The organism is Haloarcula terrestris, from assembly GCF_031624315.1.
In the GTDB taxonomy this organism is placed as follows: domain Archaea; phylum Halobacteriota; class Halobacteria; order Halobacteriales; family Haloarculaceae; genus Haloarcula; species Haloarcula terrestris.
In genome coordinates this window covers 23,930-48,026 of the sequence record NZ_JAMQOM010000013.1, presented here as the reverse complement: position 1 = coordinate 48,026, position 24,097 = coordinate 23,930, and the positions used below count along the sequence as shown (strand labels likewise).

Sequence of the window (24,097 nt, the reverse complement as noted above, 5' to 3'; positions counted from 1 at the left end):
GCCGTGCGTGCGCGAAGCTGGTGGCTCGAATTCCGTGAAATCATCCTCAAAGCCACCGTCTACAACCTTCGTCGGAGCGTCCGATATCCGTGAAATCCAGCGCAGTGTATCGAAACTACAGAGCCTACCAATTCACATGAGTGGGAGTAGTAGGTTAAATATATCCTCGTTCGTCGTTGTGAGCCTTGAAATCACACCGCACGCGCGATGCGCACTCAGGTCCAGAGAGACATACACTGATTGAACACAATATCGTGTATGGTGCCAGTTCAAGAACCCAACGGACGGCGAGTTACGTGACGAAACCACCGACATCCGACGGGGCCGCCCCGTCTCTCACCGTGGCTCGAAAACGTGGACCGGCCAGTCAGCCTCGTAGTCGAGCGCGACCTCCCGCTCCGCGGCTGTTGGCTCTCGTACCGTGAGTTCAACCGGATCACCGATGGCGACATCAGCGTAGTCGGCGGCCACGCGCCCAAGCAAGCGGCCACCGTTAGCGAGTTCCACGACGGCAATTGTGTATGGTGCGTCCGCTTCGAACGCTGGCGGCGGCGTCTGGACTGCCGTGTACGAGAAAATCTGTCCCTCGCGTGACTGCGGTTCGACGTCGACGGCGCGACTGCCACAGGCGTAGCAGGCCGGTCGCGGCGGGAACAGTACCTGCCCACAGTCTGTACAGACTCCCCCCAGGAGATCTCCGTCCGCCAGGGCGTCGAAGAAGCCCGGCAGTGTCCGCGGATCACTCGCATCGAGGCTGCCGTCGGTCATGGTGCCCCCGCCGTCGTAAGCACGTGGCCGACGGTGACGGCGTCCGCGACGCCGCCTTCGTTGAGCAACAACGCTGTCTCAGCACCCTCGACCGCGCGATCACCGGCCGCTCCCGTAAGCTGCTCGTACGCTTCGAGTGCCTGCAGGAGCCCGGTCGCGCCGATGGGGTGACCGCGAGCTTTCAGTCCACCGCTTGGACTCACCTGCACGTCCGTCCAGCCGTCAGCCCGCTCTGCAGGTGGCAGGTAGCTCTGATAGCCCATTCCCGTGGGGGCAAACCCGACGGCCTCCGCGAGCAGTGCCTCGCAGACGGTGAAGGCGTCGTGCACCTCCGCGATGTCGACGTCCGTGGCGTCGATACCCGCCTCTTCGTAGGCTGTCTCTGCGGCGATGCGCGCGCCCGCGATGTCGGTCATGTCCCGCTCGGCGACCGCGATGTTGTTCGCGGACGCCCCGCTGCCCGCGACGCGCACCTGCGGGCGGTCGAGGTCGGCCGCCAGTTCGGCGGTCGTCACCAGAACGGCCGCGGCACCGTCCCCGACCGGCGCACAGTCGTAGAGCTTCAACGGCGGGGCAATGGGGTCAGAATCCAGGACCGTCGCCACGTCAATCTCTTTGGGGAACTGTGCTCGGGGATTGCGAGCGGCGTTGGCGTGGTTCTTCACTGCGATTTCGGCGAGGTCGCGTTCCGTGGCGTCCGTCTCGTGGAGGTACCGCTGTGCGAGCAGTGCGTACTGGCTGGGGGCGGTGACACCGGAACGTTGCTCGATGGCGCGGTCGAAGGCCGCTGACAGCGCGTCTGTCGCACCGCTGGTGCCTGCGGAGGTCATCTTCTCGACGCCGCACGCGAGCACGGCCTCGTGTTCGCCGTTGCGGACATCCTTGACCGCGTGGCGTAGCGCGAGCGCTCCCGCGGCGGCACATCCCTCGACCCGCTCGGCGGGAACGTGCCGGAGACCGGCCCACTCGGCCAGAAGCGTCCCGTGCATGATCTGGTGTTCGTAGCTCTCCGACTGGTTACCGACATACACTGCTTCGACGAGTTCGGCCGGGTCGGGGAGGTCGTCGAACGCCTCCGCTAAAGCGACCGAGAACAGGTCACGCCCCGGGAGGTCCGTGCGGCCGAGCGGTGAGGCACCGACCGACGCAATTACTGGATCTGGCATGTCGATACATACCAATCCAGGGCCCGTAACCGTATCGTTCTGTTCCTTAATCGTATAACCCCCTTATCAGAATCCGGACGGCTTCGTGCACTTCCGAAACGCAGCGAGCAGACCCCCACCCTGCTTATCTGTGTGCGGGTGGCGTAGAGCCACGGAACGTGGCCCGAAATTACTATCCCCCTACTAGAGTGAGGAGCCGTCGATCACTCCGACGTTTCCCTGTCGTCCATCAGCGATGATACGATGAGTCGTTTGATGCCGCGCCGAAGCAACCCACTAGCTGCAGGTTGGGAGATGTCCAGTTCAGCGGCGACCTCGCCGAGTGTGGCGTCCCGTGGTTCTTCGAAATGCCCCATGTCGCACGCGACGAGGAGGGCGTCTCGTTGGCTATCGGTCAACCCTGCGTCCGTATTCCCGACACTCGCGTAATTATTCACGCCCAGTAGGTCGATATCGATGTCGTTCTGTTGTGCATAGTCCCAGAGATGGACCAGGTCCGTTCGCTCGGAGATCCATACCGTCAGCATCCAGGCAGCGCCGTCATTTTTCATATCGAGGATGACACCGTTGGCCGCCGAAATCACCGGTGAGAGGAGCTTCGCTTCGTCCGTGTACTCGAAACTGTAGATCGCTTCGTCGTCTCTGGTTTCGATGACGCGTTCAAATGCACCAACGGTACGATCGTTTCGGAGTCCCGCTTCGAATCGGTCGAAATTAGCTGATTCGATACGATAAAAGAATTTCCCTGACGTGGGGTCCGTTCCAGCTTCTGACAACGAAGTGACGTTCGAACTCTGGTCGTGGGTCACTGTTCCTGTAAGCACTATGTCAGGGTGTTTTGCTCGGACGACTGCTCTAATATCGGTCATTGGGCTGTCGGGTCGGCGTCTTACTGTACAGAACCATTCAATTGAATGTTGTGTGTGACGGTTGGTTGAAATCGATAGGGCAAACTGTGCGACTGAGATTGTACTGGTGGCCGTGTAGTGGCTTAACTGAGTCGGTCGGTCGTCCGTCCTGACTTCGATTTGGGTATCGGAGTCGTACACCGCTGTACTCCCCACGACTCGACCTCGGTGCAACGACTCTCAATCGTCTATTTCATCCCTGGCATGAATTTTAGCCTGTTCGCGAGCACTGGGATTGACCGATTGCTTGAACGGCACCATCGCTGTCGTCGCATATACGGGTTCGCTGGGTGTCTCAGCGTACTTATCCGGGAGGTGGACCTCAAACTCCACATCTACATCCACGTCATATATCGAGTCGTCAAGCGGCACGTCGGTCGCAGCCTGCAGTTTCGCCGCTGGCACGAACCCGAGGCCGATGTTGGTCTCGAGTTCCGGATTCCATCCCGCCGACGTCATGTAGCCACACTCCTCGCCTGTCTCCGGGTCCGAGATGAGCCAGAAGTCCGAGGCCCACTCAAGGATCGGCTCGCCGGCCAGTTTCAGCCCGACCAGTTTATGCGTGAACGGGAACTCGCCGTTTTCGATAGCTTCCTTCTGGCGTTCCAGTTCGGCTTTGCCGATGTAGTCGGCGTCCTTGTTGTCTGGAACCTGATAGCCGAGATTGACCTGGAACGGCGAGGTCTCGTGGTCCATATCCTGCCCCAACGAGAGGATTCCGGCGGCGATCCGTCGCCGACCGTTTACCGGCGCCGCGGCACCACCGTGGTCTTTGACCGTTTCGAGGACCGGATTCCAAACTCCTTCAGCGTTCGTCGTCGCCTCACGGACGTATATCTCGAAGCCCGCCTCACCAGAAAAGCCGGTTTGACTCACCAACACCGGGATGTCGTTAATAGTCGCTTCCAACAGTCCGTAGTACGGAACGTCTTCAACTCCAGCTTCGATGAGCGACTCAATCACGTCGGGCGATTTCGGACCCTGGACCTGCATCGGCGAGACGTCGACCTCGTCGACGGTGACCGAGAAGTCGTTCCCGACCGTGACGCCCTTCAACCACTGCAAGAGATCCGAATCGGCGATAGAGAACCAGAACTCGTCGTCATCCGGCCGCAACAGGACGAAGTCATTGAGGATACCACCGTCCTCCGTACAGCAGATGGCGTATTTGCCACGCATCGGTTCGATATCGGTCGCGTCTCGCGTGATGACGAAGTCAACGAAGGCCTCCGCGTCGGGGCCCTTGACACGAATCTGGCGCTCGACCGCAACGTCCCACAGCGCGACGTGATTGACCAGCAAGTCGTACTCGGCTTCTGCCCCCCCGTCTTCGGGGTCAATGAAGGCCCGAGGATGATACATGTGGTTGTACACCGTCGCCTCATGACAGCCTTCCTCAACGGAGAGATGCCAAAACGGGGACTTCCGGACTCGATTCGAGATCACGAGATCGATTTCCGCGTCACCCGTCTGGCGCAGATTTCTGGGGACGGAGCGGTCTGACTGGTCCACCCTCGTGTGGTCTGGATGGTGTTGATCTCCTGTCATTGCAATCTATTTCGGGGGTTCAACCTGATGATTGAATAGCGTCGCCCAGACACGCCTGACCCGACTGGCATCGAATGACGGGGTGACGCCAGCGGGCAGGTAGAATTTCGATTCAGTAGCCCTGTCTGCACCATCGGGATGAGTTCTCTGTGGCATCTACCCCGAAAAAAGACCGGGAGCCGCATCGGTCTATAGATTAACCGTATAACCCATTTAAACCAGTTTAAAAGATGCCATGCATTCCTGACCCCTCCCACACGTCGTTCAGTGGGACCAGTGAGAAAAACAAGGAGCAAAACAAAAAGACGACTACCAACACAAAAAACGCCGCGAGAAATCTTCGGTACCATCTTCATTCTGAGACGGTATACCACTAGCTCTGACGAACCGTTCTCATATTTGATGTGTTTATTAGGTACGGCTGCCAAGGACCGTAACCTGTTTCACGCCCACCAATACATAGATATAATATCTTATATATCTGTTTCTTCCCATTTTGTGTATAAAATATATAAGTTGATTGTGAATTGTGCCATTTTGCATTTGACTAGACAGATATGTCGATGATATACTGCTGAAATCACTCGTACTCCGGGACGTTATATCTCAGTCAGTCCGTATAAAAGAGATTTTGGAGCGAGGCATCGTGGTTTCCGTCTTCGACTGCTTCTGTGTTCAAGTTCTGTGTGGTTCGTCACGGTAGATGTGTTTGAATTGTTCCACTAACGACTCCCATGTATAGCAGTCGTTATCCTATTTTTTGAGGGAGTCAAAGTGTATTACAGTTCAGTTATCCCTAATTCACGCAACCTATTTTGTATGGAGCAATGGCCAGACCCACACTTCTAGGAACTCAATCCGCTCGTCGGTGAACCCGAGTTCGTAGTAGCCGTAGAGGGAAACGAAATCTACCGTTTCAGAACCTGTTCAGTTATTCTCGCCCCAGTTCGGGTTCATACTCCTTTTCCAGCAGTTATAAAATGGCTATGGAGGTCGCAGTATAGAGAATTGACGTGTCGCTATCTAACGGCCACAATAGACGGTAGAATTATGCACCGGCTGGCCCCAAATATTTATCAAGTGAGGTATAGAACTGATATGTGTATGCAACTCGACCTGACGGGTAAGACTGCGCTTGTCACCGGATCGGGCAGAGGTATGGGCAAAGCAACTGCAACGGAACTCGCGGAGAATGGGGCGGACGTCGTCATCAACGACATTGACGACGAAGTCGCCGAAGAGACGGCGACTGAAATCGCCGAACTCGGCGTCGACACCGTCGGACTTCCCGCAGACGTGAGCGACGAGGCGGCCGTCGAAGCGATGGTCGAAACCGCGACAGAGGAACTTGGTCAGATCGACATCCTCGTTAACAACGCGGGCGTCGGTGACGCAGGCCCCTTTCTCGACGAACAGTACGACGACACCTTTGATCTGAACCTCGACGTTCACCTCTACGGGGCGCTGAACTGCACGCGGGCTGTCGTTGATGGGATGGTCGAAGAGGGGTACGGCAAGATTGTGAACTTCACGTCGATACACACAAAAAACGGTGTGGGCATGTCGCCCGCATACGACGTCGGGAAGTACAGTCTGCTTGGACTCACAAAGAGTCTAGCGCTTGAACTCGGCCGGGAAGGCGTCCGTGTCAACGCCGTCGCGCCGGGCTGGGCGAACACAAGGATGGTAGAGGGCTTCAGCGATGCCGTCACCGAACAGATCCTCGACAATAACCCACTGGGACGGTTCGCGGAACCCGAAGACGTGGCACAGGTCGTCGCCTTCCTGGCCGCACCCGCCAGCGACTACGTCAACGGCCACGAACTCCGCGTTGACGGCGGACAAGTCCCCATCGATAGCTGGCGACTGGACACTCGATAGCGGCGAGACAGTTGCACTGCGCCCTAATTTTTTATATACCCCCCGATATAACGCAGTGTATGGGTTCGTCAGCAGAATTGCGTATACCGGTTGGACTCGAAACGATAGGTGTAGACGCTCGTCAACGGACACTGCAGCGGTCAGGCGATACTGAGCAACGATGTCACGCTAATGAGTTACGATCTGCTACGCCAGTAAATGCTTCTCTTGGAGGGGGCGTCGTGGAAACGCTTCGAAGACGTACGAAAGCGGTCTCGGGGTGTGACACGAATGGTGAATAAGTATCCAGATTCCCAGACACGTGATGCAGTGGTTTTGTGTCAGAAGCAGCTTCCATCCAGGCCAAGCGGTGGAGACGTGGTATTTGGCTTTGACGGGTACGTCGACAACGTCCGACGGGCGGGGACGAACGCCGGCGCGTCAGACAGCGACCGCATCACGACGCTGAGCGAGTTCGGCGAGGAGATCGTGACGTCGGCGGCCGCCGATAGTTCGCTTTCCATCTCCTGGGAGCGTCACGGCCAGCGGACCGGCGGGCACGTCAGCCACCTGTCTCGCGCGTACCAGACTCTTGGGTTTGATCCGACGCTCGTAGGTATGTGTGGAGATCCGGTTCGCGATATCTTCGAACAGGAGTTCGAAGCCTGTACCCTGTATTCGCTGGGTGACCCGGGTATCACCGACGCAATCGAGTTCGATGACGGGAAGCTCATGCTGATGGAGAACGGCGGTGCTGCGACGCTGGACTGGGAAACGATCCGGTCACGTGTCGGAGTCGAAACGCTCGTCGATGAGCTCGAAGGGGCGAAGCTACTCGGTATCGGCTACTGGGCGGTGATGCCCGAGATGGCAGGCATCCTCGATGGGCTCCGCGAAATGGTCTTTCCGGAACTGACAGATCCACCGGAGCACGTCCTGCTCGACCCAGCGAACATCCGGGAACTCGACCCCGAGATACTGGAGTCGATCGTCGCGGCGACGCGCCGCCTCGCCGACGAGGTCGACATGACGGTCTCGGCGAATCGCTACGAGACGAAAGAGCTCGCGGCTGCACTCGGTGGGCACACGAGCGACGAAATCGTAGCGGACGCCCGCGTCGCGTTCGACTCCTTGGCCGTCGACCGATTCGTCGGGCACAGCGTGGACGAGTCCGTGGTCGTAAGCGATGACGGAACGACGAGCGTACGCGTCGCCCCAGTCGAGTCGCCAGAGCTGACTACCAGCGCCGGCGACCATTTCAATGCAGGGTTGTCCCTCGGTCTCGTCGAAGGAGTTCCGGACGCGGCCGCCGTGGTGCTGGGCAACGCACTCGCCCGTGAGTTTGTCCGGACAGGGGAGACACCGTCTTACGACGACGTCGTCTCGGCTGTCACTGCCTACGCCGCACAGTTCGAGTAGGCCACTGGAGGGTATTTCAATACGGGCCTACCATCGTTGCCGGAGACAGGGGTGTTGTCGGCAAACCCGACGACGTGATATCAGTCCCAGGACATCTCGAGTTCGCCGTGCTCGTCGAACAGCCACGGACTATCTTCGTGGACGTGGATGTCGTCTCGGTCAGCGAGTTCCTCGGCGACCGGTTCGGACACCCACAGCTCTCCAGGTTCCATCGTGCTCTTGATGCGGGCAATCCGGAGGTCACTCGGGCTGGCGACGCCGGTCATCGACGCTGAGAGGACGAACGCCGTCGTGTCGCTCGGGACGACGAACGGAAGCTTGGCCCTGTTCGGTTCGCCGCTGGTCACGATGTTGACGTACGTGTCCTCGAAGTCGACAGTTGACGCGAGGTCGCGGTGGACAAGGTCGGCGAGACCCATACCAAGGGAGTTTCCGTGAGACGCTGGTGTCAACGACCGGACGTAGACACGGGTCAGGGACGGCTCGTCGACCTCCGCCTGGTTGTGGAACCGGACCCGCCCGATGACGTTCGTATCTAGTCCAGTCCCGCTGATTTCCTTGCCCATTTCGTCGACGACAAGCAAGTCGAGGTCCTCGACTGGAAGTTCGGGGAAGAATTCTTTCGACCGCTCCAGCAGCGCCGGCTCCGCCTCTAGGAGGTCCGCCGCGGGGAGGCCGTGGATTTCGGCGGCCTGCTCGTCGGCATTCTCGATGATACCCACACCGCCGACGATAGGCGTCTCCTCGACGAGGATGCCTGCCCACTCCGGGATGACCTCGTGAAAGCCGCGCTCAAGTGCGGCGTTGTGCATGTTGTCGGCACCGTGTTGTTTGCCCAGTCCGACGACAGCCATCTTGCAGAGGCCGCTCTCGACGTCTCCCCGAAAATCGGTATGCAGTTTGATTCGGTTGACCAGCAGGACTGCGTCGGCCCCGAGCGCGTCCTCGGCCGCATATACCTGCCGTCCCGTCGAGTCGGTTCCCACCGCTTCGACAGCGAGCGAGGAGCGAATCTCACAGCCCAGTCGGTCGGGGGTGATACCGAGCGTCGCGAGCGTCTCACGTTGGCCCTCGGGGGTCGCGCCGCCATGGCTACCCATCGCTGGGAAGACGAATGGCTTGAGCCCTCGCGACTGCAGCTCCGAAACGATGGCTTCGAGCACCTCCGGGAGGATGTCGATACCCCTGCTTCCGGCGGTGATCGCGACGCTGCTCCCCGGTTCGAGGTCGGCGAGTTCAGGAATATCGGTCACCGCATCGACCGAGGCCGCTGTGACATCCTGCACGGTAGGCTGGTTCCGGGTGCAACTGACACGGTAGGCACGGGGTAGGTCGGACGGTTCGGCGTCGTTGGTCGCCTCCAACCGGTCACGGTCTGGAAACTCGAACTCCATGGATACCATATTATTACGCATCCGCGGCTTATGTTTTGCCCCTCTCCCCCACTGGTCGGCGTCTGTGCGAATGTTTCTTTACGATGTACGTCGCCATACGACCTATGGACTGTCACATGCAAGCCCGGGGGACGCCCTGCGGGCAGGAGGGGCACCGATGACCCGCTGTCTCGTCGTCGCAGACGACCTGACCGGGAGCTGTGACGCGGGTCACGAGTTCGCGGTGCGTGGGTACGATACTCGGGTCGTACTCCCCACACAGACCGACGCGACGGCAGGGGGAGACGTCACCGTGTACGACACAGAATCACGCTACGCGGATCCCGCTATCGCCGCCAAGCGCGTCCGAGCCGTCCTGGAAGACACAGACGGATCGGTCGTGTTCAAAAAGATCGATTCGACCCTTCGCGGGAACGTCTGCGTGGAGGTGGACGCCGCAACGCAGGCTGTCGAACCCGCTCTCGTCATCGTTGCACCAGCGTTTCCGGGCAACGGGCGGGTGACGGCGAGTGGGTACCATCTCGTCGATGGCCGGCTGGTGACCGAGTCGCCGCCTGGCCAGGACGAAGAGCGACCGCCGACACACGATTCGCTCTCGGATATCTTCGCGTCGAGCGAGTATCCCGTGGCGCACCTCGGTGTCGGGACCGTCGCACGCGGCAGCGCCGCCGTTCGTGACTCCTTGGAGTCGCTGTCCTCGACAGACCGCCCGGTCATCGTCACCTGCGACGCTGTCACGGACAGCCACCTCGCGACAATCGCCGCAGCAGCCGACGAACTCGCTGAGCGATGTCTGTACGTCGGAAGTGGCGGGCTCGCACGCCACGTCGCCGTTCCCGGAGCGCCGTCCGGTGCCGGAATCGACGTCGACCCGACCCGGTCCGTCGTGGGCATCTCGGGGAGCGTCGCACCGGAGACGCTCGGACAGGTCGGGCGAGTGGCGACGGAGAGACGGCGACACCTCGACCTCGAGACGGCAGTCACCGACCCAGTGACGGCGGGGGCCGACCTGGCCGCTCGCGGCGCCGCCAGTGTCGAGGAGCACGGAGGAGTGTTGCTCCATAGCGCCGACGCACGTAGCGACGTTGACCGGGCGATGGAGGCCGGTGAGCGGGCAGGCATCGACGGTTCCACCGTCCGGCGTCGAGTCACGGACGCGCTTGCCCACGGCGCCGCGACGGCCGTCGGCGACGGTCGAGCGTCGAATCTATTCTTGACTGGCGGGGAGACCGCTCGGGCGGTCCTCGATGCCCTCGACGCGACGGCGCTCCGCATGGCCGGCGAAGACGTTGCTCCGGGGATACCTCTTGCGACCGTCGAAGGCGGCGTCGCCGACGGGACAGCTGTCGTTACGAAGGCCGGCGGGTTCGGCGACCAGCAGGCAATAATTAAGTCACTCGGTCGTCTGGGTTTTCGTGATGAGTGATCGATCCCTTACTGTAGGCGTCACTATGGGTGACCCCGCGGGTATCGGAAGCGAAGTCATCGTCAAGTCGTATCCGAAACTCGTCGAGACGGCGACCGTCGTCGTCATCGGCGACGCGTCCGTCCTGGCGGACGCGGCGGATCGGTTTGCGTCGGGTCTGACTGTCCGCCGCGTCGACGCGCCGGGCGAGGCGGCTGCCGACCCCGCGGTGCTCCCGGTTATTGACCTCGACAACGTGTCTGCTCACGAGTACGGCGAGCTCTCACAAGCGAACGGTGCGGCGAGCCTCGAATACGTCGAGCGGGCGATCAAACTGGCACAAGCTGGCGAAATCGACGCGATATCCACCGCCCCGATCAACAAGCAGGCGACCCGGATGGCGGGGAGCGAGTACGCGGGCCACACTGGAATGCTCGCGGACTACACCGGTACCGACGACTACTCGATGATGCTCATCGAGGACGACCTGACGGTGACACACGTCAGTACGCACGTTCCGCTGCGGGAGGCCTGCGACCTCGATGTCGACGATGTCGCCTCGACCATCGCCGTGACCGACGAGGCGCTCCGTGACCTCGGTATCGACGACCCGTCGGTCGCCGTTGCGGGGTTGAACCCCCATGCAAGCGACGGCGGCCTCCTCGGTGACGAGGAAGCGGACATCATCGAACCGGCGGTCGACCGCGTCGCCGAGACCGGCGTCGACGTGACCGGTCCACTCCCCCCGGACACGGTCTATGTTCGGGCCGCATCAGGCGAGTTCGACTGCGTCGTCTCTATGTACCACGACCAAGGGCACATCCCGATCAAGATGCTCGGCTTCACCGGCGACGGCGACGCGGTGAGCGGCGTCAACGTCACCATCGGACTCCCGATCGTCCGGACGAGCGTCGACCACGGTACGGCCTTCGACATCGCCGGAGAAGGGGTCGCCTCCGAGCAGAGCATGATCGATGCGGTGTCGACGGCCGTCAGGCTCGCCCGGTAGACACGGTTTTCGCGTCCTGCGATTCAGGTCTGTCGCCTGCGCACATCCTGCGAACTACACGAGCGCGAAGGCACGGACCGAACACCCGCCAGTCCCCTCGACGTTGAGCGGCGGAAAAAAGAAGTTCGCCCGGCGGCTGTCTGCGCCGTCGAGCACCTGGTCGAGGTTGCGCAGTTCCTCGATAGGGATGACCTCGTTTTCGAGCAGCGGGAGGTGTGAGTCGGCCGGGTGGACGTCGGTCGACGGGCCGTGGGCCGGGACCTCGTCGTACCAGCCGCCGACGCTGGCTCCCTCCGTCCCGACCGCCTTCGGCTCCAGCGAGGCGACGTACTCCGCGGCCTCGCCGGTCAGGTAGGGGAACTCGAAGAGGTACTCGGGCGTCTGGCCGTAGTACTCGTCCCAGCCGGTGTGGAGCATGAGGACGTCACCGGGCTGTATCTCCGACTCGTAGGCCTCGATGTCGGCGCGGGTAATCGCCTCCTCGGGCTCTTTCGGCGTCAGGTCGACGACGACGCCCTCGCCCATGAACCGCTCGATGGAGAAGTCGTCGAGGGTCTTCCCCTCGGGGATGAAGTGCGCCGGGGCGTCGATGTGGGTCGCCGTGTGGCTCCGCATCTCGAACCGTTCCATCGTGAAGCCGTCGCGGGCGGCGATGGCGGTCTGTTCGACCTCGACCGGTGGAAAGCTCGGCCACACGGGGATGTTCTCACGGATCGGGTTGGACAGTTCGATGACTCTGTTTGAATCGAACATGATAGAACCGACTCCCCACGAAAAAATAAGTATTGTGCTCACCGGGAGACGCCCGGTCTCACGAATCGAACGGTAGCATCCCTCCGTTCGTCGTCGGAGCCGCTCTGATTGTCTGTCCCCCAGCTACTCGCTCCGAAAGACGACTCCGTCGCCGGTCACTACGCCTCGTTCGGGTAGACCATCTTTTTCAGCCCTTCGTTGTTCTCCATCTGGTCGAATGCAGTCTGAATCCCGCCGAGGTCGAACTCATCCGTAATGAGTGCCTCCGTCTCGATCCGGCCGCCCTGTAACAGTTTCACCGCGCGCGAGAAGGTATTCTTGGTGAGCGCGAACACACCGACCATTTCGAGTTCTTGATAGTACAGCTCGAACGGGTCGATTTCGATGGTCTCGTCCTGTGGCGGCACGCCGAACACGACCGTCGTCCCGCCGGGAGACGTGATCGAGTGGGCTTCCTCGATTGTCGCCGGAAGGCCAACGGCCTCGACGGCGACGTCGACCCGGTCGACCAGTTCGTCGACTTGGTCCGGGAGCCCTCGCTCCATCGGGTCGACGACGTGATCGGCACCCAATTCCGTCGCTATCTCTCGGCGGCGTTCGATCGGTTCGGAGACGATGACCGTTCCCGCTCCGTCCGTCAGAAACGCCTGGAGCAGAAGCAACCCGATGGGTCCGGCACCCACAATTACGACGGTGTCCCCGCTCTCGATGTCCGCCCTGTCGACGCCGTGAATGCAGCAGGCAAGCGGTTCCGCGAAGGCCGCCTGTGAGTACGAGAGGTCACCGATGTCCTGCAGGCACTGCGCAGGGGCACGAATATATTCGGCGAACGCACCGTCGAGGATTTCGTCACCAGCGCCCCCCATCGAGACCGTGTTCTCACAGAGGTTCTGCTTCCCGTCGTTACAGAAGTCGCACTCCCCGCAGGGAATCCCCGGGAAGATAGCGACCCGGTCACCCGTTTCGAAGTTCGTCACGCCATCACCGGTGGCGACTACCTCCCCGGCACTCTCGTGACCGGGAACCACGGGAAACTCCGCCGGGAACGTCCCGTGGTACAGGTGATAGTCGGTCATACACACGCCACAGGCACCGACCTCCACGATGACGTCTTTGTCACCGGGTGTCGGGCGCTCTCTGTCCATAACTGCGACTTCTCGCTCGTCAGTTAGCACTGCGCTTTTCATGGGAATATCGTCTGCAAACTCGTTTCGGCCAAGTATAAAGATACCGGCGACCTCTCGAAGCGTCTAGGAAGTGGCAGGGGGCGTGTCGATACATCAACAGCCGTCGAAAACGGTCGTGTCCTGACGGTACAGTGCTCTCCGGACGAGAGACGGAGTGCGGGGCGGTTCAGTCCGAGGAGCCACTGACAGTCTGCATTCGCTCTTCGAGCGCAGTTTCGGCCTTCTCGCCGAGCTGGCGCTGGTGAATCGTCTCGCCGGTTTCGGCGTCGAACAGGTGGACGTTCGCGTCGGGAATCTCGACGTAGACGGTATCGCCTTCGGCAATCGGCCGCTGGCCGTCGGTCTCGACGATGAACGTCTGTTCGTGGCTCTGTGACTGCGCCTGTAGATAGACGTAGGAGATGCTGCCCATCGGTTCGACCACGTCGACGATGGCCTCGAACTCGTGGCTGGCAGTCGCCCGGTCGTGCAGCGTCATGTCCTCCGGCCGGACGCCGAGGACCAGGTCGTTGCGGTTCCCGACCGAAGCCTGCATCTGGTTGGTCAAGTCGAAGTCGAAGCCGTCCGTTCGGAGCGTCCCGCCTTCGACGCTGCCCGCGAAGAAGTTCATCGAGGGGGAGCCGAGGAAGCCGGCGACGAACTGGTTGGCCGGCCGATAAAAGCACTCTAGGGGCGTCCCGACCTGCTGAAGCTCGCCGTAATTGAGGATGACGAGTCGGTCACCCATCGTCATCGCCTCCGTCTGATCGTGGGTGACGTACAGCGTCGTCACATCCAGGTCGTTCTGGAGTCGGTTGATTTCCGTTCGCATCTCCGCCCGGAGCTTCGCGTCCAGGTTCGACAGCGGCTCGTCCATCAGGAAGACGTTCGGGTCACGCACAATCGCGCGACCGAGTGCCACCCGCTGCTGCTGCCCGCCCGAGAGCTCACCCGGTTTGTTGTCCAGCAGATTCCCGATATCCATCATCTCCGCAGTCGAGGTGACTGTCTCTTCGATTTCGGCGGCGGACATGTCCGTGGACATCTTCAGCCCGAAGGACATGTTCTCCTCGACGGTCATGTTGGGGTACAGCGCGTAGTTCTGGAACACCATCGCGATGTCCCGGGCCCGCGGACCGAGCTGATTGACGACGGCCTCGCCGATGTGGATGTCGCCTTCTGATTGCGTTTCCAGTCCAGCGACGATCCGCATCAGCGTCGACTTCCCGCTCCCCGAGGGACCGACGAAGACGACGAACTCGCCGTCGTTGATGTCCAGGGAGACGTCGTCGACCGCAACGATCGACTCGTCGCTCTCACCGAATCGCTTCGTAACCTCGTCGATTGTGATCTTCGCCATTAGTGTTCCTCCAATGTGCGGCTATTTACGCCCACCGCAGGGGCGTGGTTTGCGAGCGATACCTGTCGCGGTGCGGGTCGTGGAGTCATTCTTTGATCACCACACCGAAGCTGAGTCCGGCGGCGAGGTACTTGTTCACCGCGATGAGGAAGATGACAACCGGAACGATCATCGCCGTCGAGGCGGCTGCAAGCATCCCCCACTCGATCGAACGGGAGCCGATGAACGAGTAGACGAACAGCGTCACCGGCACGGCCTCGAAACTCGTCAGTACGAGCCCGAACAGTAGCTCGATCCAGGCGAAGATGAAGCTGATGATCGCGACCGAGAAAATCCCGGGCTTGGCCGCCGGAAGGACGACCTTCCTGAAGCCCTGGAACTGGGTCGCGCCGTCGACCCGAGCCGCTTCCTCCAGTGTCTCGGGGATGCCGTCGAAGAACGCTTTCATCACCCAGACCACGAGCGAGAGGTTGATACTGACGTACATCAGGACCATCCCGATTCGCGTATCGAACAGGTTGAGCTCCCGGAAGATGATGAAGAAGGGGAGCACGACGGCGATGGGCGGGAGCATCCGTGAGGAGAGAATCCACACGAGCACGTCCCGCTCCATCGGGATGTCGTACCGCGAGAGGACGTACGCGGCGGGAACGCCGATCAACAGCACGAGGACGACCGACGCCGACACCATAATCAGGCTGTTGGCGAAGGCCGCGACGAAGCCGGAGTCCTGGAACAGCTGGATGTAGTTGAACACCGTCGGCAGGAAGATCCAGTCCGGCGGGAGCGCGTTCGCTGTTCCGGGCGGCTTCAACGACATCGAAGCCAGCCAGTACAGCGGGAACAGCACGATGAACGACCACGTCAGCAGGATGGTGTGGCGAACGGCCGTGACGAGTTTCTCCCGCGTGTCCTTGTCGAGTCGCTGTGACGCGGTCGCGGAGTCGCCGTCTGTCGTCGCCATCAGTCCCACACCCCCTCGAAGCCGACCTTCGCGATAACGATGTTCGCGATCGCGATGACGAAGATGAGGTAGACGACGGCGATTGCTGCGGCCACGGTTATTTGATTGTTGATGAACATCTGCTCGTAGATGTTGATGCTCACGAGCTGAGTCGCCGTCCCCGGCCCACCATTTGTGAGCCCGTATACCACACCGAACGTCCGGAACAGGTCGATCATCCGGATGAGCGTCGCAACGAACACGACCGGCTTCATGTAGGGGATTATGACGTGGACGTAGCGGCGCCACATCGGCGCACCGTCGACGCGTGACGCCTCGATAAGCGTCTTCGGCACCGATGAGAGGCCGGCGTAGAAGATGATGAACATGAACGGCGTCCAGTTCCACGTATCCAGGAGAATCACCGTCAGCAGCGGAACGTCCGAGAGGAAGCTCGGCGCTGCGAACGGCGTCGCTGTATTGATCACGTAGGGAATGATGCCAATCTCAGTGTTCAGCATGATCCGGCCAATAGTCGCGAGCGAGACGGGTGCGACAGCCATTGGGATGATGAACAACACCCGATAGAACGACTTCGCCCGACCGGAATCGATGCCAGCGACAAGTGCTGCTAAAAAGAACCCGAGAACCGTTTCGAGGAGCAACGCGCTGACGACGACGGTGACCGTGATGACGAACGAATGGACGGCACCACCACGGGTGAACGCCGTCTCGTAGTTTTGCAGACCGACGAACTCTGCCTGGAAGAGATTCAGTGTCGGTTCCGCGATCAGACTCAGGTAGAGGTCATAGGCACCGGGGAAGAAAGTGATCATCACCATTACCGCCACCATCGGTGCCATGAACCAGTACGGGAGATACTCGTTCCAGAGGTCGCTCAACCTGGCAAGACCCTGCTTGTCTGACGTTTCCGTTTGTGTGGGTGTACTCATGAATGTCTCTCAGAATTAGGCCGGTGCGGTTTGTCTTTGGGCCTTATCCGCTATAGATGTCTTCTGCAGTCGATGCGGCCTGTGTCATCGCTTCTTCGGCAGACTTCTGACCGGCGATGGCGCGCTGCAGTTCCTCGGAGTAGCGCTGTCCCCACTGCGGATATTTCCGGTCGAACGGGTCAGGAGAAGCGGCCTGCAGAGATTCAAGCGAGACCTGTGCGTAGTCCTCGCCGACTTTCGAACGGTAGTCGTCGTTTTCCCAAACCGACTGGCGCACGGAGAAGACACCGCTGCTCTCTGTGTTAATCCAGAGGTCAGTCGGTGGGGACGTCGCCCACAGCATGAACAGGAAGCCTTGCTCGGAGTTCGAGGCGTTTTTCGACGTCGAGATCTGCCAGTTGAACGCGTTCGCGTTGAGCTCACCGCCCTCCGGCGTGGGCACTTTCGCGATTCGGACGGTGTCGGCGACACTGGACTCGTCGTTGGTCAGTCCGCCCCAGAACATGTTGGCATCGGCGACGATGTGGCCGGCGCGGCCTTCCGCCATTGTCGCCTGAACGTCTGACCAGGTCTGACTCGACGCGCCCTCAGGACCGTAGTCCTGAAGCAGTTTACTGTACCACTCCGCTGCTTCGATGACGCCCTGGGTGTCGAGTCCGGAGTCAGTCGGGAACTCAGTCCAGAGGCTGGTCCCCTTCTGCCGGAGGAGCGTGTTCAGGATGTAGATGTTCATCCCGTAACCCTTCTGGCCACGCCCGGCCGTGCCGACGATGTCGGACTCCTCTTCGTGGATGACCTTGGCGTTATCTCGGTGCTGTTGCCAGGTTTCGGCGACCTCCAGCCCGTGCTTGTCGTAGAGGTCCTGTCGGTAGAACTGGGTCTGGACCTCGACAGTAATCGGCAGTCCGGTCCAGTTGTCGCTGTAGCCCCCGCCGTGGGCCTGCCAGCGGGACGCCTCGAAGAGGTCGTTTGGCTTGTAAAAATTCTCGTCGTAGAGGCTTCCGTCGTTGAAGTATGGATCAAGCGGCTGGAGCCACCCTTCTTCGCGGAACTGATTGACCACCTGGTCCATAAAGAAGACGTCGAACTGTCCGGCACCAGTACTGGCGTCTGTCTGACGCTTGGTTCGGAACTGCTGTTCCGGCAGTATGTTCCAGTTGACGGTAATCCCGGTGAGTTCTTCGAAGACAGGAATCGCGGGTTTGATCGCGTCGACCCACGGGTGCTGAACAGCGCCGATGTTGATCGACGACCCCTCGAACTGCTGCCAGTCGATGTCTGCGCTATCGTACTCGCTGAGCGGAATCGCGAGTTCATCGCCGGAGCTACCGTCGCCAGAGCTACCGTCGCTCGAACCGTCACCGGAGCCACCCGAGCTGCCGTCACTCGAACCACCGTCACCGCCTCTGGTACATCCCGCAAGGGAGGCGAGAATTCCTGTACTTGCTACACCGGACGCTTTCAAGAAGGTCCGCCGATTAGTGTCGTTGGGCATGGTTAACAGCCTCGTTCCCAATGTCGAAACTATCATATTTAATCCTTTCTATTTAATGGACCTCCCAGGACGATGACACGCATACACGGGGATGCGAGGCCGAGTTACACGCCTCAGTCGTGGCTGCTTCCGTCGAATACGTCTTCCGCGAGTTCCGTGTCGTCGAACAGATCCCGATAGTCGTCGGGCACACGTTCGTCGGTGATGAGGAGGTCGATATCCTCAATCGATCCGAACCGGCGGAAACTCTGCTCGTCGAATTTCTCCGCGGTGGTGACAACGACAGTCCGTGCCGAGTGTTCGACGACAAGCTGTTTGGTTTTCGCTTCGGATTCGTTCGGTGCCGACAACATGCCATCGGGCTCGATACCGTTGACACCGATGAACGCGAGGTCGAAGTTGGAGTTGCGGATGTAGTCCTCGGTCGTCGGGCCGACCAGCGCTTTGGTCTCATCTCGATACTCCCCGCCAGTCATTTTCACCGTACCGTCCGATTTCGACAGTTCGAGAACCAACATGGGGGAGCTCGTGACCGCGATAATGGAGTCATTGTCTGGGGCCATCTTCGCGACTTGCATTGTTGTCGTCCCCGCGTCGAAGTACACGACGTGTCCTTCAGAGATTTCCTCAACGGCCCGGTCGGCGATTGCCTGTTTGCGTTCCAGGTGCTGGATGAGGCGCCGATTGAACGACCGTTCGATGCCAACGTTCGTCATTGGGGCGACGCCGCCGTGCGTTCGCTCAACGAGGTTTCGATCGGCGAGGTCGCGAAGGTCGCGTCTGATGGTCGATTCTGACACGTCGAGACGGTTGGCCAGTTCCTCGACCGAGAGGCTCCCGTGTTTTGTGACTAACTCCGTGATAGACCGACGGCGTTGTTCTGGGGTATTCACGGGACAGCACCCCGAGGGACGTTCGTTTTTTGCACCGGTGCAGTTTGCATGCCGAGGCCTACCGGCGACTCGTATTTAGCTTTCCCGCCCGCTCGCGATAGTCGCTGGCTCCGCTTCGTCCCACGCTTCTTCCACGGACGCGCCTTCGTGGACGATGTCCATGAGTGCGGAGACCGTTCGCTCCGGGTTATCGGACTTCCAGATCGTCCGGCCAATCATCAGGCCGCGTGCACCCGCCTCCATCGAGCCCTCGACGGATTCGAGCATCGCTCGGGTAGTGCCGGTGGCTGCCCCGCCGAGAATCATCACGGGGACCGGCGAGTTCTCCACGAGTGGCTCGAACGACTCGACGCTGCCAGTGTACGGCGCCTTGAGGATGTCAGCGCCGAACTCCCAGCCCATCCGCATCGCATCAGCCACGTAGTCGGCGTCCGTCTCCAGCTGGTCAGGGATCCGTTCGCCCCACATGACCGGCTCGACGACCAGTGGGACACCGGTGCCACGAAGGTCCTCGGCGAGCTCGCCGATGTATTCGATGTTCTTCCGGAAGGTTTCGTTGTCGTCACGGCCGAACACGAGGACGACCTTGACTCCGACAGGGTCGAGTTCCTCGAGGAACTCCGCGTCGAAGGCCGGCGTCCAGAGGTCTTCGCCGTCGTCCCGACCTGGGCTAGTCGAGAAGGTCACGACGTCCGCGGTGAGGACAACGTCGACGCCCGCTTCCTGCAGACGGTCCTGATAGTGACGGGCGAAATGCGGCCCGACGAGCACTGCGTCCGGCTCTCCGGCCAGCACTTTGTCGAGTGTCTCGTCAGGGTTGTGGAACCCGTCAGGGGATCCGAGGCTCAGGCCGTGATCTAGCGCTACAACGACTGCGTTCCCCGATGGAGTATCGAGGAGTTGCTCTGTACTCATTGGCTACAATTGACTCCTGTGGATGCATCTATATAATTATTCGCCTGGCGGAAGCCGACGGTCATATCGTCCGCCACCCGCCATCGACCATCAGCACCTCGCCAGTCACGTACGAAGCGTCGTCACTGGCGAGATAGAGGGCAGCACCGGCAACATCTTGTGGTGTGCCTGCACGTCCAGCGGGAACTGGTTTGATGAGGTCGTCCTTCGCCGCCGCTTCAGGCGCCGTCTCGGACCAACCGTCGATGAATTCAGTTGCGATCTGTCCAGGGCCGATTGCGTTCACCCGGATGTCGTGGTCTGCCAGTTCGAGTGCTGCACCCCGGGTGATCATCTTTACCGCGGCCTTCGTTGAATCGTACTGTATCTGATCGCGCTGGGCCACGAACGAACTGATTGAGGCTGTATTAACGATTGCACCCTCTGTCCCACGGTCAATCATGTCCTGTGCCGCGGCCTGACAACCGAAGAACACTCCTTTCGCGTTGACCTGGTGTATCTTCTCAAACTCGGATTCGCTGACCTCAAGCAGACTCCCCCCGATAAACAGTCCGGCATTATTCACCATCACGTCGACACCACCGTACTCTCCAGCGTGATCGACGACTGCACGAACATCGTCCGCGTTCGAGACATCTGTCTTTACGAACTCGGCCGTCTCACCCTGCTCACGAATGTACTCATGTGTCGGGGTGTCAGCATCTTTGGGCTCAGACTCGATATCTGCGTTTAAGACTGTAGCTCCTGCCTTCGCGAATCTAATGGCAATTTCCCGTCCGATTCCAGAGGTTGCACCTGTGACCACGACAGTGTCTCCATCGAAATCTGAACTGTAGTCTGGCATCGTCACTCACTCTGTCAGGGTTCATGTTAAAGATTTGGGGGACAGCCGGTTACACAGTACCCCATGGCACAGATCTCCCGTTTTCAATCATTTCTTGCTGAACATCATTAATTAGCATTCTAAATGGGTGAATACACTTGCAGCATCGATCATTGGTATACAGTGACATGGCTCGAAACGGCAATCTCAGCCGATTCAAGCATCAATGTTTCTCTGAGCCTATGGATTCTATTGGCTTTTATTTGACTAATTTAACTGATATTCTGCAGTATTAAGTACTGGCCTGCTCATTCTAACCATACAGTACTCAGATGTCATCAGAGTGGATTAAGAATCTCTTCGTCGGACTTTGGGGCAAGTTACGATTTCTTCCGATTCGCTGATTCGGTACTCACACAGTATCGGTGAGATAGATATATCGCCCTTTCATAACACATGTACATCTGTTATTTTATTCACTATACTTTCTAGAGTCAACCGTCTTCACTGTAACCCAGTCTACTGGACGCACCCCTCGTTGGCACGGTAGTAACACTCGGGATCACATAACGTCTGTACATGTGTTACGTGAATGTATATCGCCGGTACATTTGTTAGAGTCGACCACTGCACATTGGCCCAGAATGACGGATACACCGTTCATTGAATCGATGTCTTCGAAAGTGCAGATTCGACAGGTGACAGTAGTCGGCAGAATAGCATTAATCGAGATCAAGTGTTTACCTACATCTCGCTTCTTTCGAAAAGGATTGTCTACATCAACCATACATTAACAAACTACCTTTTGCCCCCATATTTTCTATTCCTATCCTCATTTTCTCTGTCTCATACTTATATTTACTATTTATCTACATTTTGCTAGGAAATAACCTATCTCCCGATAGAATATATCTAAATACAATCTATCCTTCTATGTTTTAGCTCGCGTCAAGATTTCGGTGCAGTCAAACGGTCAAGAGTTATCGTATATAAGTACATTTGCCTTGAGTTTTAGTAAATTACCTGTTGTTGACGACAGACTCTCTGCAGTTATGACAATGGCTAGGCGTTTTCACTGAGGGGCTGTTTCTATTGAGTTTTTAATTACATCGAAACAGCGGTATTTAGGTGTGAGCTGATAGCTGGGACAGTTTTTTATTAACAGATTGTGGGCTGGTATGAGCCGGCTGTTCTTGTTGATAGTTGGAAGAGCATCGAGAATTTCTTAATCTGTGGGAGTTTGAGATTGGTGATACATACATATACGAATCAGTTACCTAACTTACGTCGACTAACGGAATGAAAAATCGAGTAATACAAAGGATAGATTCAGTGCAGGCTACCGTTCATATTTGACCACATTGGAAGCCTTTGCAGCATTCTCTGTAACGTCCGGAAAGGTACGGAATCCACCAAGTCTTCTGAATCCGGTATAAGTGTGTTATACGTTTAATCTACAGAATGATACAACTACGGGTTTCTATTCCTTAGAATGGCTGTAGGAGATCTAGTGCTGACGGGGCTGATGGCCATCCTCCTTGTTGGCATCACCGCACTACTCACGCGCATCGAGAACTGGCGGTCGTACACCCCGCTGGCGGGTGGTGGCGCAGTCACGGGCGATGAGACGCCGGTCATCAACCGGGAAAAGCCCGCAGGTATCATTCGCTGGCTAACAACCGTCGACCACAAGGACATCGGGCTGTTGTACGGGGTGTACGCAGTTATCGCGCTGGCCGTCGGTGGCGTCATGGCGATACTCATCCGCATCCAGCTCGTCGTTCCGGGCGGGGCGATTCTGGGCAACAACGCCTACAACTCTATCTTGACGAGTCACGGCATCACGATGTTGTTCCTGTTCGGGACGCCGATCATCGCGGCGTTCGCGAACTACTTCATCCCCCTGCTCATCGGGGCCGACGACATGGCGTTCCCGCGGATCAACGCCATCGCGTTCTGGCTGCTCCCGCCCGCGGCGCTGCTCATCTGGGCGGGTTTCTTCCTCGCGCCGGTGACCGAGAACATGATCGAACCGGCCCGCACGGCCTGGACGATGTACACGCCGCTGTCGGTCGAGCAGACGAATCCAGGCGTCGACCTGATGTTGCTCGGCCTGCACCTTTCAGGGGTCGCGGCGACGATGGGAGCGATCAATTTCATCGCGACAGTCTTCACGGAACGGGACGACGAGGTCAACTGGGCGAATCTCGATATCTTCTCGTGGACGGTCCTCACCCAGTCGGCGCTCATCCTCTTTTCTTTCCCGCTGCTGGGGAGCGCCATCGTCATGCTCCTGCTCGACCGGAACCTTTCGACGACGTTCTTCGCCGTCGAGGGTGGCGGCCCGCTGCTGTGGCAGCATCTGTTCTGGTTCTTCGGCCACCCCGAGGTGTACATCCTCGTCCTGCCGCCGATGGGACTTGTCAGCCTCATCCTGCCGAAGTTCTCCGGCCGAAAGCTGTTCGGCTTCAAGTTCGTCGTCTACTCGACGCTTGCCATCGGCGTCCTTTCCTTTGGCGTCTGGGCCCACCACATGTTCTCGACGGGCATGGACCCGCGGCTCCGGGCCTCGTTCATGGCCGTCTCCATCGCTATCTCGATACCGAGTGCGGTGAAAACATTCAACTGGATCACGACGATGTGGAACGGCCGCCTGCGCCTGACGACGCCGATGCTGTTCTGTATCGGCTTCGTCTCGAACTTCATCATCGGCGGCGTCACCGGCGTGTTCCTCGCCTCGATACCCGTTAACCTGATTCTCCACGACACCTACTACGTCGTGGGCCACTTCCACTACATCGTGATGGGTGCTCTCGGCTTCGGGGCCTTCGCGGGCATCTACTACTGGTTCCCAGTGTTCACCGGCCGGATGTACCAGCGCACGCTCGGGAAGGCCCACTTCTGGCTCTCGATGGTCGGGACCAACCTCACGTTCTTCGCGATGCTGGCGCTTGGCTACCTCGGCATGCCGCGGCGCTACGCCACCTACGCATTCGACGATGCTATCGCGCCGCTGACGCAGGTCCAGACGTTCCACCAGCTCGCGACGGTGGGCGCCTTCATCCTGCTTGTCGGTCAGCTCATCTTCGTCTGGAACATCGTCCAGTCGTGGCTCGAAGGACCGAAAGTCGAGGACGGCGACCCGTGGAACCTCGAACGTGACGGGATGCTGGACCGCGAGTTCCAGTGATTCGACGAGCAGCTCGAAGCCGAGGAACCGGAGAAAGACCCGTCGCTGCTCGCTGACACCGGCCAGGAAAAGGGGCAATCGGTGCTGGTCGACGATGGCGAACCGACCGAGGACTGACGCCACCGACGT

18 protein-coding genes and 2 pseudogenes are annotated in these 24,097 nt (G+C 59.3%); 6 read left to right on the top strand and 14 right to left on the bottom strand.

What is annotated here, in order from left to right; translation table 11 throughout:
* Positions 1-93, top strand: a pseudogene (locus tag NDI54_RS18975) (IS5/IS1182 family transposase); the annotation flags it as partial.
* 243 nt (positions 94-336) lie between these two features.
* Here the strand turns inward: NDI54_RS18975 and NDI54_RS18970 are convergent.
* From NDI54_RS18970 to NDI54_RS18955, 4 genes are all read right to left on the bottom strand, one after another.
* Positions 337-768 (bottom strand): Zn-ribbon domain-containing OB-fold protein, encoded by a 432-nt coding sequence (locus NDI54_RS18970; RefSeq protein ID WP_310897965.1) that lies wholly within the window; start codon positions 766-768, stop codon positions 337-339.
* Positions 765-1,934 carry a thiolase C-terminal domain-containing protein gene (locus NDI54_RS18965; protein ID WP_310897964.1) on the bottom strand — a complete coding sequence of 390 codons (1,170 nt, stop codon included), beginning with the start codon at positions 1,932-1,934 and terminating at the stop codon, positions 765-767. The genes NDI54_RS18970 and NDI54_RS18965 overlap by 4 nt, the downstream gene beginning before the upstream one ends.
* A 203-nt stretch (positions 1,935-2,137) precedes the next feature.
* Positions 2,138-2,803 carry a helix-turn-helix domain-containing protein gene (locus NDI54_RS18960; RefSeq protein WP_310897963.1) on the bottom strand — a complete coding sequence of 222 codons (666 nt, stop codon included), beginning with the start codon at positions 2,801-2,803 and terminating at the stop codon, positions 2,138-2,140.
* A gap of 219 nt (positions 2,804-3,022) precedes the next feature.
* Positions 3,023-4,390 carry a glycine cleavage T C-terminal barrel domain-containing protein gene (locus NDI54_RS18955; RefSeq protein WP_310897962.1) on the bottom strand — a complete coding sequence of 456 codons (1,368 nt, stop codon included), beginning with the start codon at positions 4,388-4,390 and terminating at the stop codon, positions 3,023-3,025.
* Positions 4,391-5,494: 1,104 nt separating this feature from the next.
* On the opposite strand from NDI54_RS18955, the gene NDI54_RS18950 reads away from it, so the two are divergent.
* Both NDI54_RS18950 and NDI54_RS18945 read left to right on the top strand, forming a co-directional pair.
* Positions 5,495-6,271, top strand: a complete 777-nt coding sequence (locus tag NDI54_RS18950) for an SDR family NAD(P)-dependent oxidoreductase (protein ID WP_310897961.1) — start codon at positions 5,495-5,497, stop codon at positions 6,269-6,271.
* Between the two features lie 270 nt (positions 6,272-6,541).
* Positions 6,542-7,669, top strand: a complete 1,128-nt coding sequence (locus NDI54_RS18945) for a PfkB family carbohydrate kinase (RefSeq protein WP_455032227.1) — start codon at positions 6,542-6,544, stop codon at positions 7,667-7,669.
* Between the two features lie 80 nt (positions 7,670-7,749).
* Here NDI54_RS18945 and NDI54_RS18940 read toward each other — a convergent pair whose 3' ends face one another.
* On the bottom strand, positions 7,750-9,063 hold the full coding sequence (locus tag NDI54_RS18940; protein ID WP_310897959.1) for a DUF362 domain-containing protein: 1,314 nt from the start codon (positions 9,061-9,063) through the stop codon (positions 7,750-7,752).
* A 157-nt stretch (positions 9,064-9,220) separates the two neighbouring features.
* On the opposite strand from NDI54_RS18940, the gene NDI54_RS18935 reads away from it, so the two are divergent.
* Positions 9,221-10,489: a four-carbon acid sugar kinase family protein gene (locus NDI54_RS18935; protein WP_310897958.1), complete on the top strand. Its 1,269-nt coding sequence runs from the start codon at positions 9,221-9,223 to the stop codon at positions 10,487-10,489.
* Complete coding sequence (gene pdxA, locus NDI54_RS18930; RefSeq protein ID WP_310897957.1) at positions 10,482-11,477, top strand: 4-hydroxythreonine-4-phosphate dehydrogenase PdxA; 996 nt, start codon at positions 10,482-10,484, stop codon at positions 11,475-11,477. Before NDI54_RS18935 ends, pdxA begins: the two co-directional genes overlap by 8 nt.
* A 54-nt stretch (positions 11,478-11,531) precedes the next feature.
* Here the strand turns inward: pdxA and NDI54_RS18925 are convergent, their stop codons facing one another.
* The 9 genes from NDI54_RS18925 to NDI54_RS18885 all read right to left on the bottom strand — a co-directional run bounded on the left by NDI54_RS18925 (position 11,532) and on the right by NDI54_RS18885 (position 20,799).
* Complete coding sequence (locus tag NDI54_RS18925; RefSeq protein WP_310897956.1) at positions 11,532-12,230, bottom strand: cyclase family protein; 699 nt, start codon at positions 12,228-12,230, stop codon at positions 11,532-11,534.
* Positions 12,231-12,388: 158 nt separating this feature from the next.
* Entirely contained in the window at positions 12,389-13,375 is a 987-nt protein-coding gene (locus tag NDI54_RS18920) for a zinc-dependent alcohol dehydrogenase family protein (protein ID WP_310897955.1), read from the bottom strand.
* A gap of 208 nt (positions 13,376-13,583) precedes the next feature.
* The gene (locus NDI54_RS18915; RefSeq protein WP_310897954.1) at positions 13,584-14,756 is read right to left on the bottom strand and encodes an ABC transporter ATP-binding protein; all 1,173 of its coding nucleotides are present in this window, start codon (positions 14,754-14,756) and stop codon (positions 13,584-13,586) included.
* An 85-nt stretch (positions 14,757-14,841) separates the two neighbouring features.
* Positions 14,842-15,720, bottom strand: a complete 879-nt coding sequence (locus NDI54_RS18910; protein WP_310897953.1) for a carbohydrate ABC transporter permease — start codon at positions 15,718-15,720, stop codon at positions 14,842-14,844.
* A complete protein-coding gene (locus NDI54_RS18905) occupies positions 15,720-16,652 on the bottom strand; it encodes a carbohydrate ABC transporter permease (protein ID WP_310897952.1) in 933 nt (310 codons plus the stop codon). The genes NDI54_RS18910 and NDI54_RS18905 overlap by 1 nt, the downstream gene beginning before the upstream one ends.
* Positions 16,653-16,695: 43 nt before the next feature.
* Complete coding sequence (locus NDI54_RS18900) at positions 16,696-18,147, bottom strand: substrate-binding domain-containing protein (protein WP_310897951.1); 1,452 nt, start codon at positions 18,145-18,147, stop codon at positions 16,696-16,698.
* A gap of 113 nt (positions 18,148-18,260) precedes the next feature.
* Positions 18,261-19,040, bottom strand: a complete 780-nt coding sequence (gene glpR / locus NDI54_RS18895) for an HTH-type transcriptional regulator GlpR (protein ID WP_310897950.1) — start codon at positions 19,038-19,040, stop codon at positions 18,261-18,263.
* A gap of 75 nt (positions 19,041-19,115) precedes the next feature.
* Positions 19,116-19,955, bottom strand: coding sequence for a class I fructose-bisphosphate aldolase (locus tag NDI54_RS18890; protein WP_310897949.1), 840 nt, complete (start codon positions 19,953-19,955; stop codon positions 19,116-19,118).
* A 61-nt stretch (positions 19,956-20,016) separates the two neighbouring features.
* Complete coding sequence (locus tag NDI54_RS18885) at positions 20,017-20,799, bottom strand: SDR family NAD(P)-dependent oxidoreductase (protein WP_310897948.1); 783 nt, start codon at positions 20,797-20,799, stop codon at positions 20,017-20,019.
* Between the two features lie 1,471 nt (positions 20,800-22,270).
* Between NDI54_RS18885 and NDI54_RS18880 the strand changes: the two are divergent.
* Positions 22,271-24,085, top strand: a pseudogene (locus NDI54_RS18880) (cytochrome c oxidase subunit I).
* Positions 24,086-24,097: the final 12 nt, after the last annotated feature.

Coding starts and splice junctions, on each gene's coding strand:
- NDI54_RS18935 (WP_310897958.1), top strand. CDS start 9,221: ATGACCCGCTGTCTCGTCGTCGCAGACGACCTGACCGGGAGCTGTGAC.
- NDI54_RS18905 (WP_310897952.1), bottom strand. CDS start 16,652: ATGAGTACACCCACACAAACGGAAACGTCAGACAAGCAGGGTCTTGCC.
- pdxA (WP_310897957.1), top strand. CDS start 10,482: ATGAGTGATCGATCCCTTACTGTAGGCGTCACTATGGGTGACCCCGCG.
- NDI54_RS18940 (WP_310897959.1), bottom strand. CDS start 9,063: ATGGAGTTCGAGTTTCCAGACCGTGACCGGTTGGAGGCGACCAACGAC.
- NDI54_RS18920 (WP_310897955.1), bottom strand. CDS start 13,375: ATGGACAGAGAGCGCCCGACACCCGGTGACAAAGACGTCATCGTGGAG.
- NDI54_RS18965 (WP_310897964.1), bottom strand. CDS start 1,934: ATGCCAGATCCAGTAATTGCGTCGGTCGGTGCCTCACCGCTCGGCCGC.
- NDI54_RS18900 (WP_310897951.1), bottom strand. CDS start 18,147: ATGCCCAACGACACTAATCGGCGGACCTTCTTGAAAGCGTCCGGTGTA.
- NDI54_RS18950 (WP_310897961.1), top strand. CDS start 5,495: ATGCAACTCGACCTGACGGGTAAGACTGCGCTTGTCACCGGATCGGGC.
- NDI54_RS18885 (WP_310897948.1), bottom strand. CDS start 20,799: ATGCCAGACTACAGTTCAGATTTCGATGGAGACACTGTCGTGGTCACA.
- NDI54_RS18960 (WP_310897963.1), bottom strand. CDS start 2,803: ATGACCGATATTAGAGCAGTCGTCCGAGCAAAACACCCTGACATAGTG.
- NDI54_RS18945 (WP_455032227.1), top strand. CDS start 6,542: ATGGTGAATAAGTATCCAGATTCCCAGACACGTGATGCAGTGGTTTTG.
- NDI54_RS18915 (WP_310897954.1), bottom strand. CDS start 14,756: ATGGCGAAGATCACAATCGACGAGGTTACGAAGCGATTCGGTGAGAGC.
- NDI54_RS18890 (WP_310897949.1), bottom strand. CDS start 19,955: ATGAGTACAGAGCAACTCCTCGATACTCCATCGGGGAACGCAGTCGTT.
- NDI54_RS18970 (WP_310897965.1), bottom strand. CDS start 768: ATGACCGACGGCAGCCTCGATGCGAGTGATCCGCGGACACTGCCGGGC.
- NDI54_RS18925 (WP_310897956.1), bottom strand. CDS start 12,230: ATGTTCGATTCAAACAGAGTCATCGAACTGTCCAACCCGATCCGTGAG.
- NDI54_RS18955 (WP_310897962.1), bottom strand. CDS start 4,390: ATGACAGGAGATCAACACCATCCAGACCACACGAGGGTGGACCAGTCA.
- NDI54_RS18910 (WP_310897953.1), bottom strand. CDS start 15,720: ATGGCGACGACAGACGGCGACTCCGCGACCGCGTCACAGCGACTCGAC.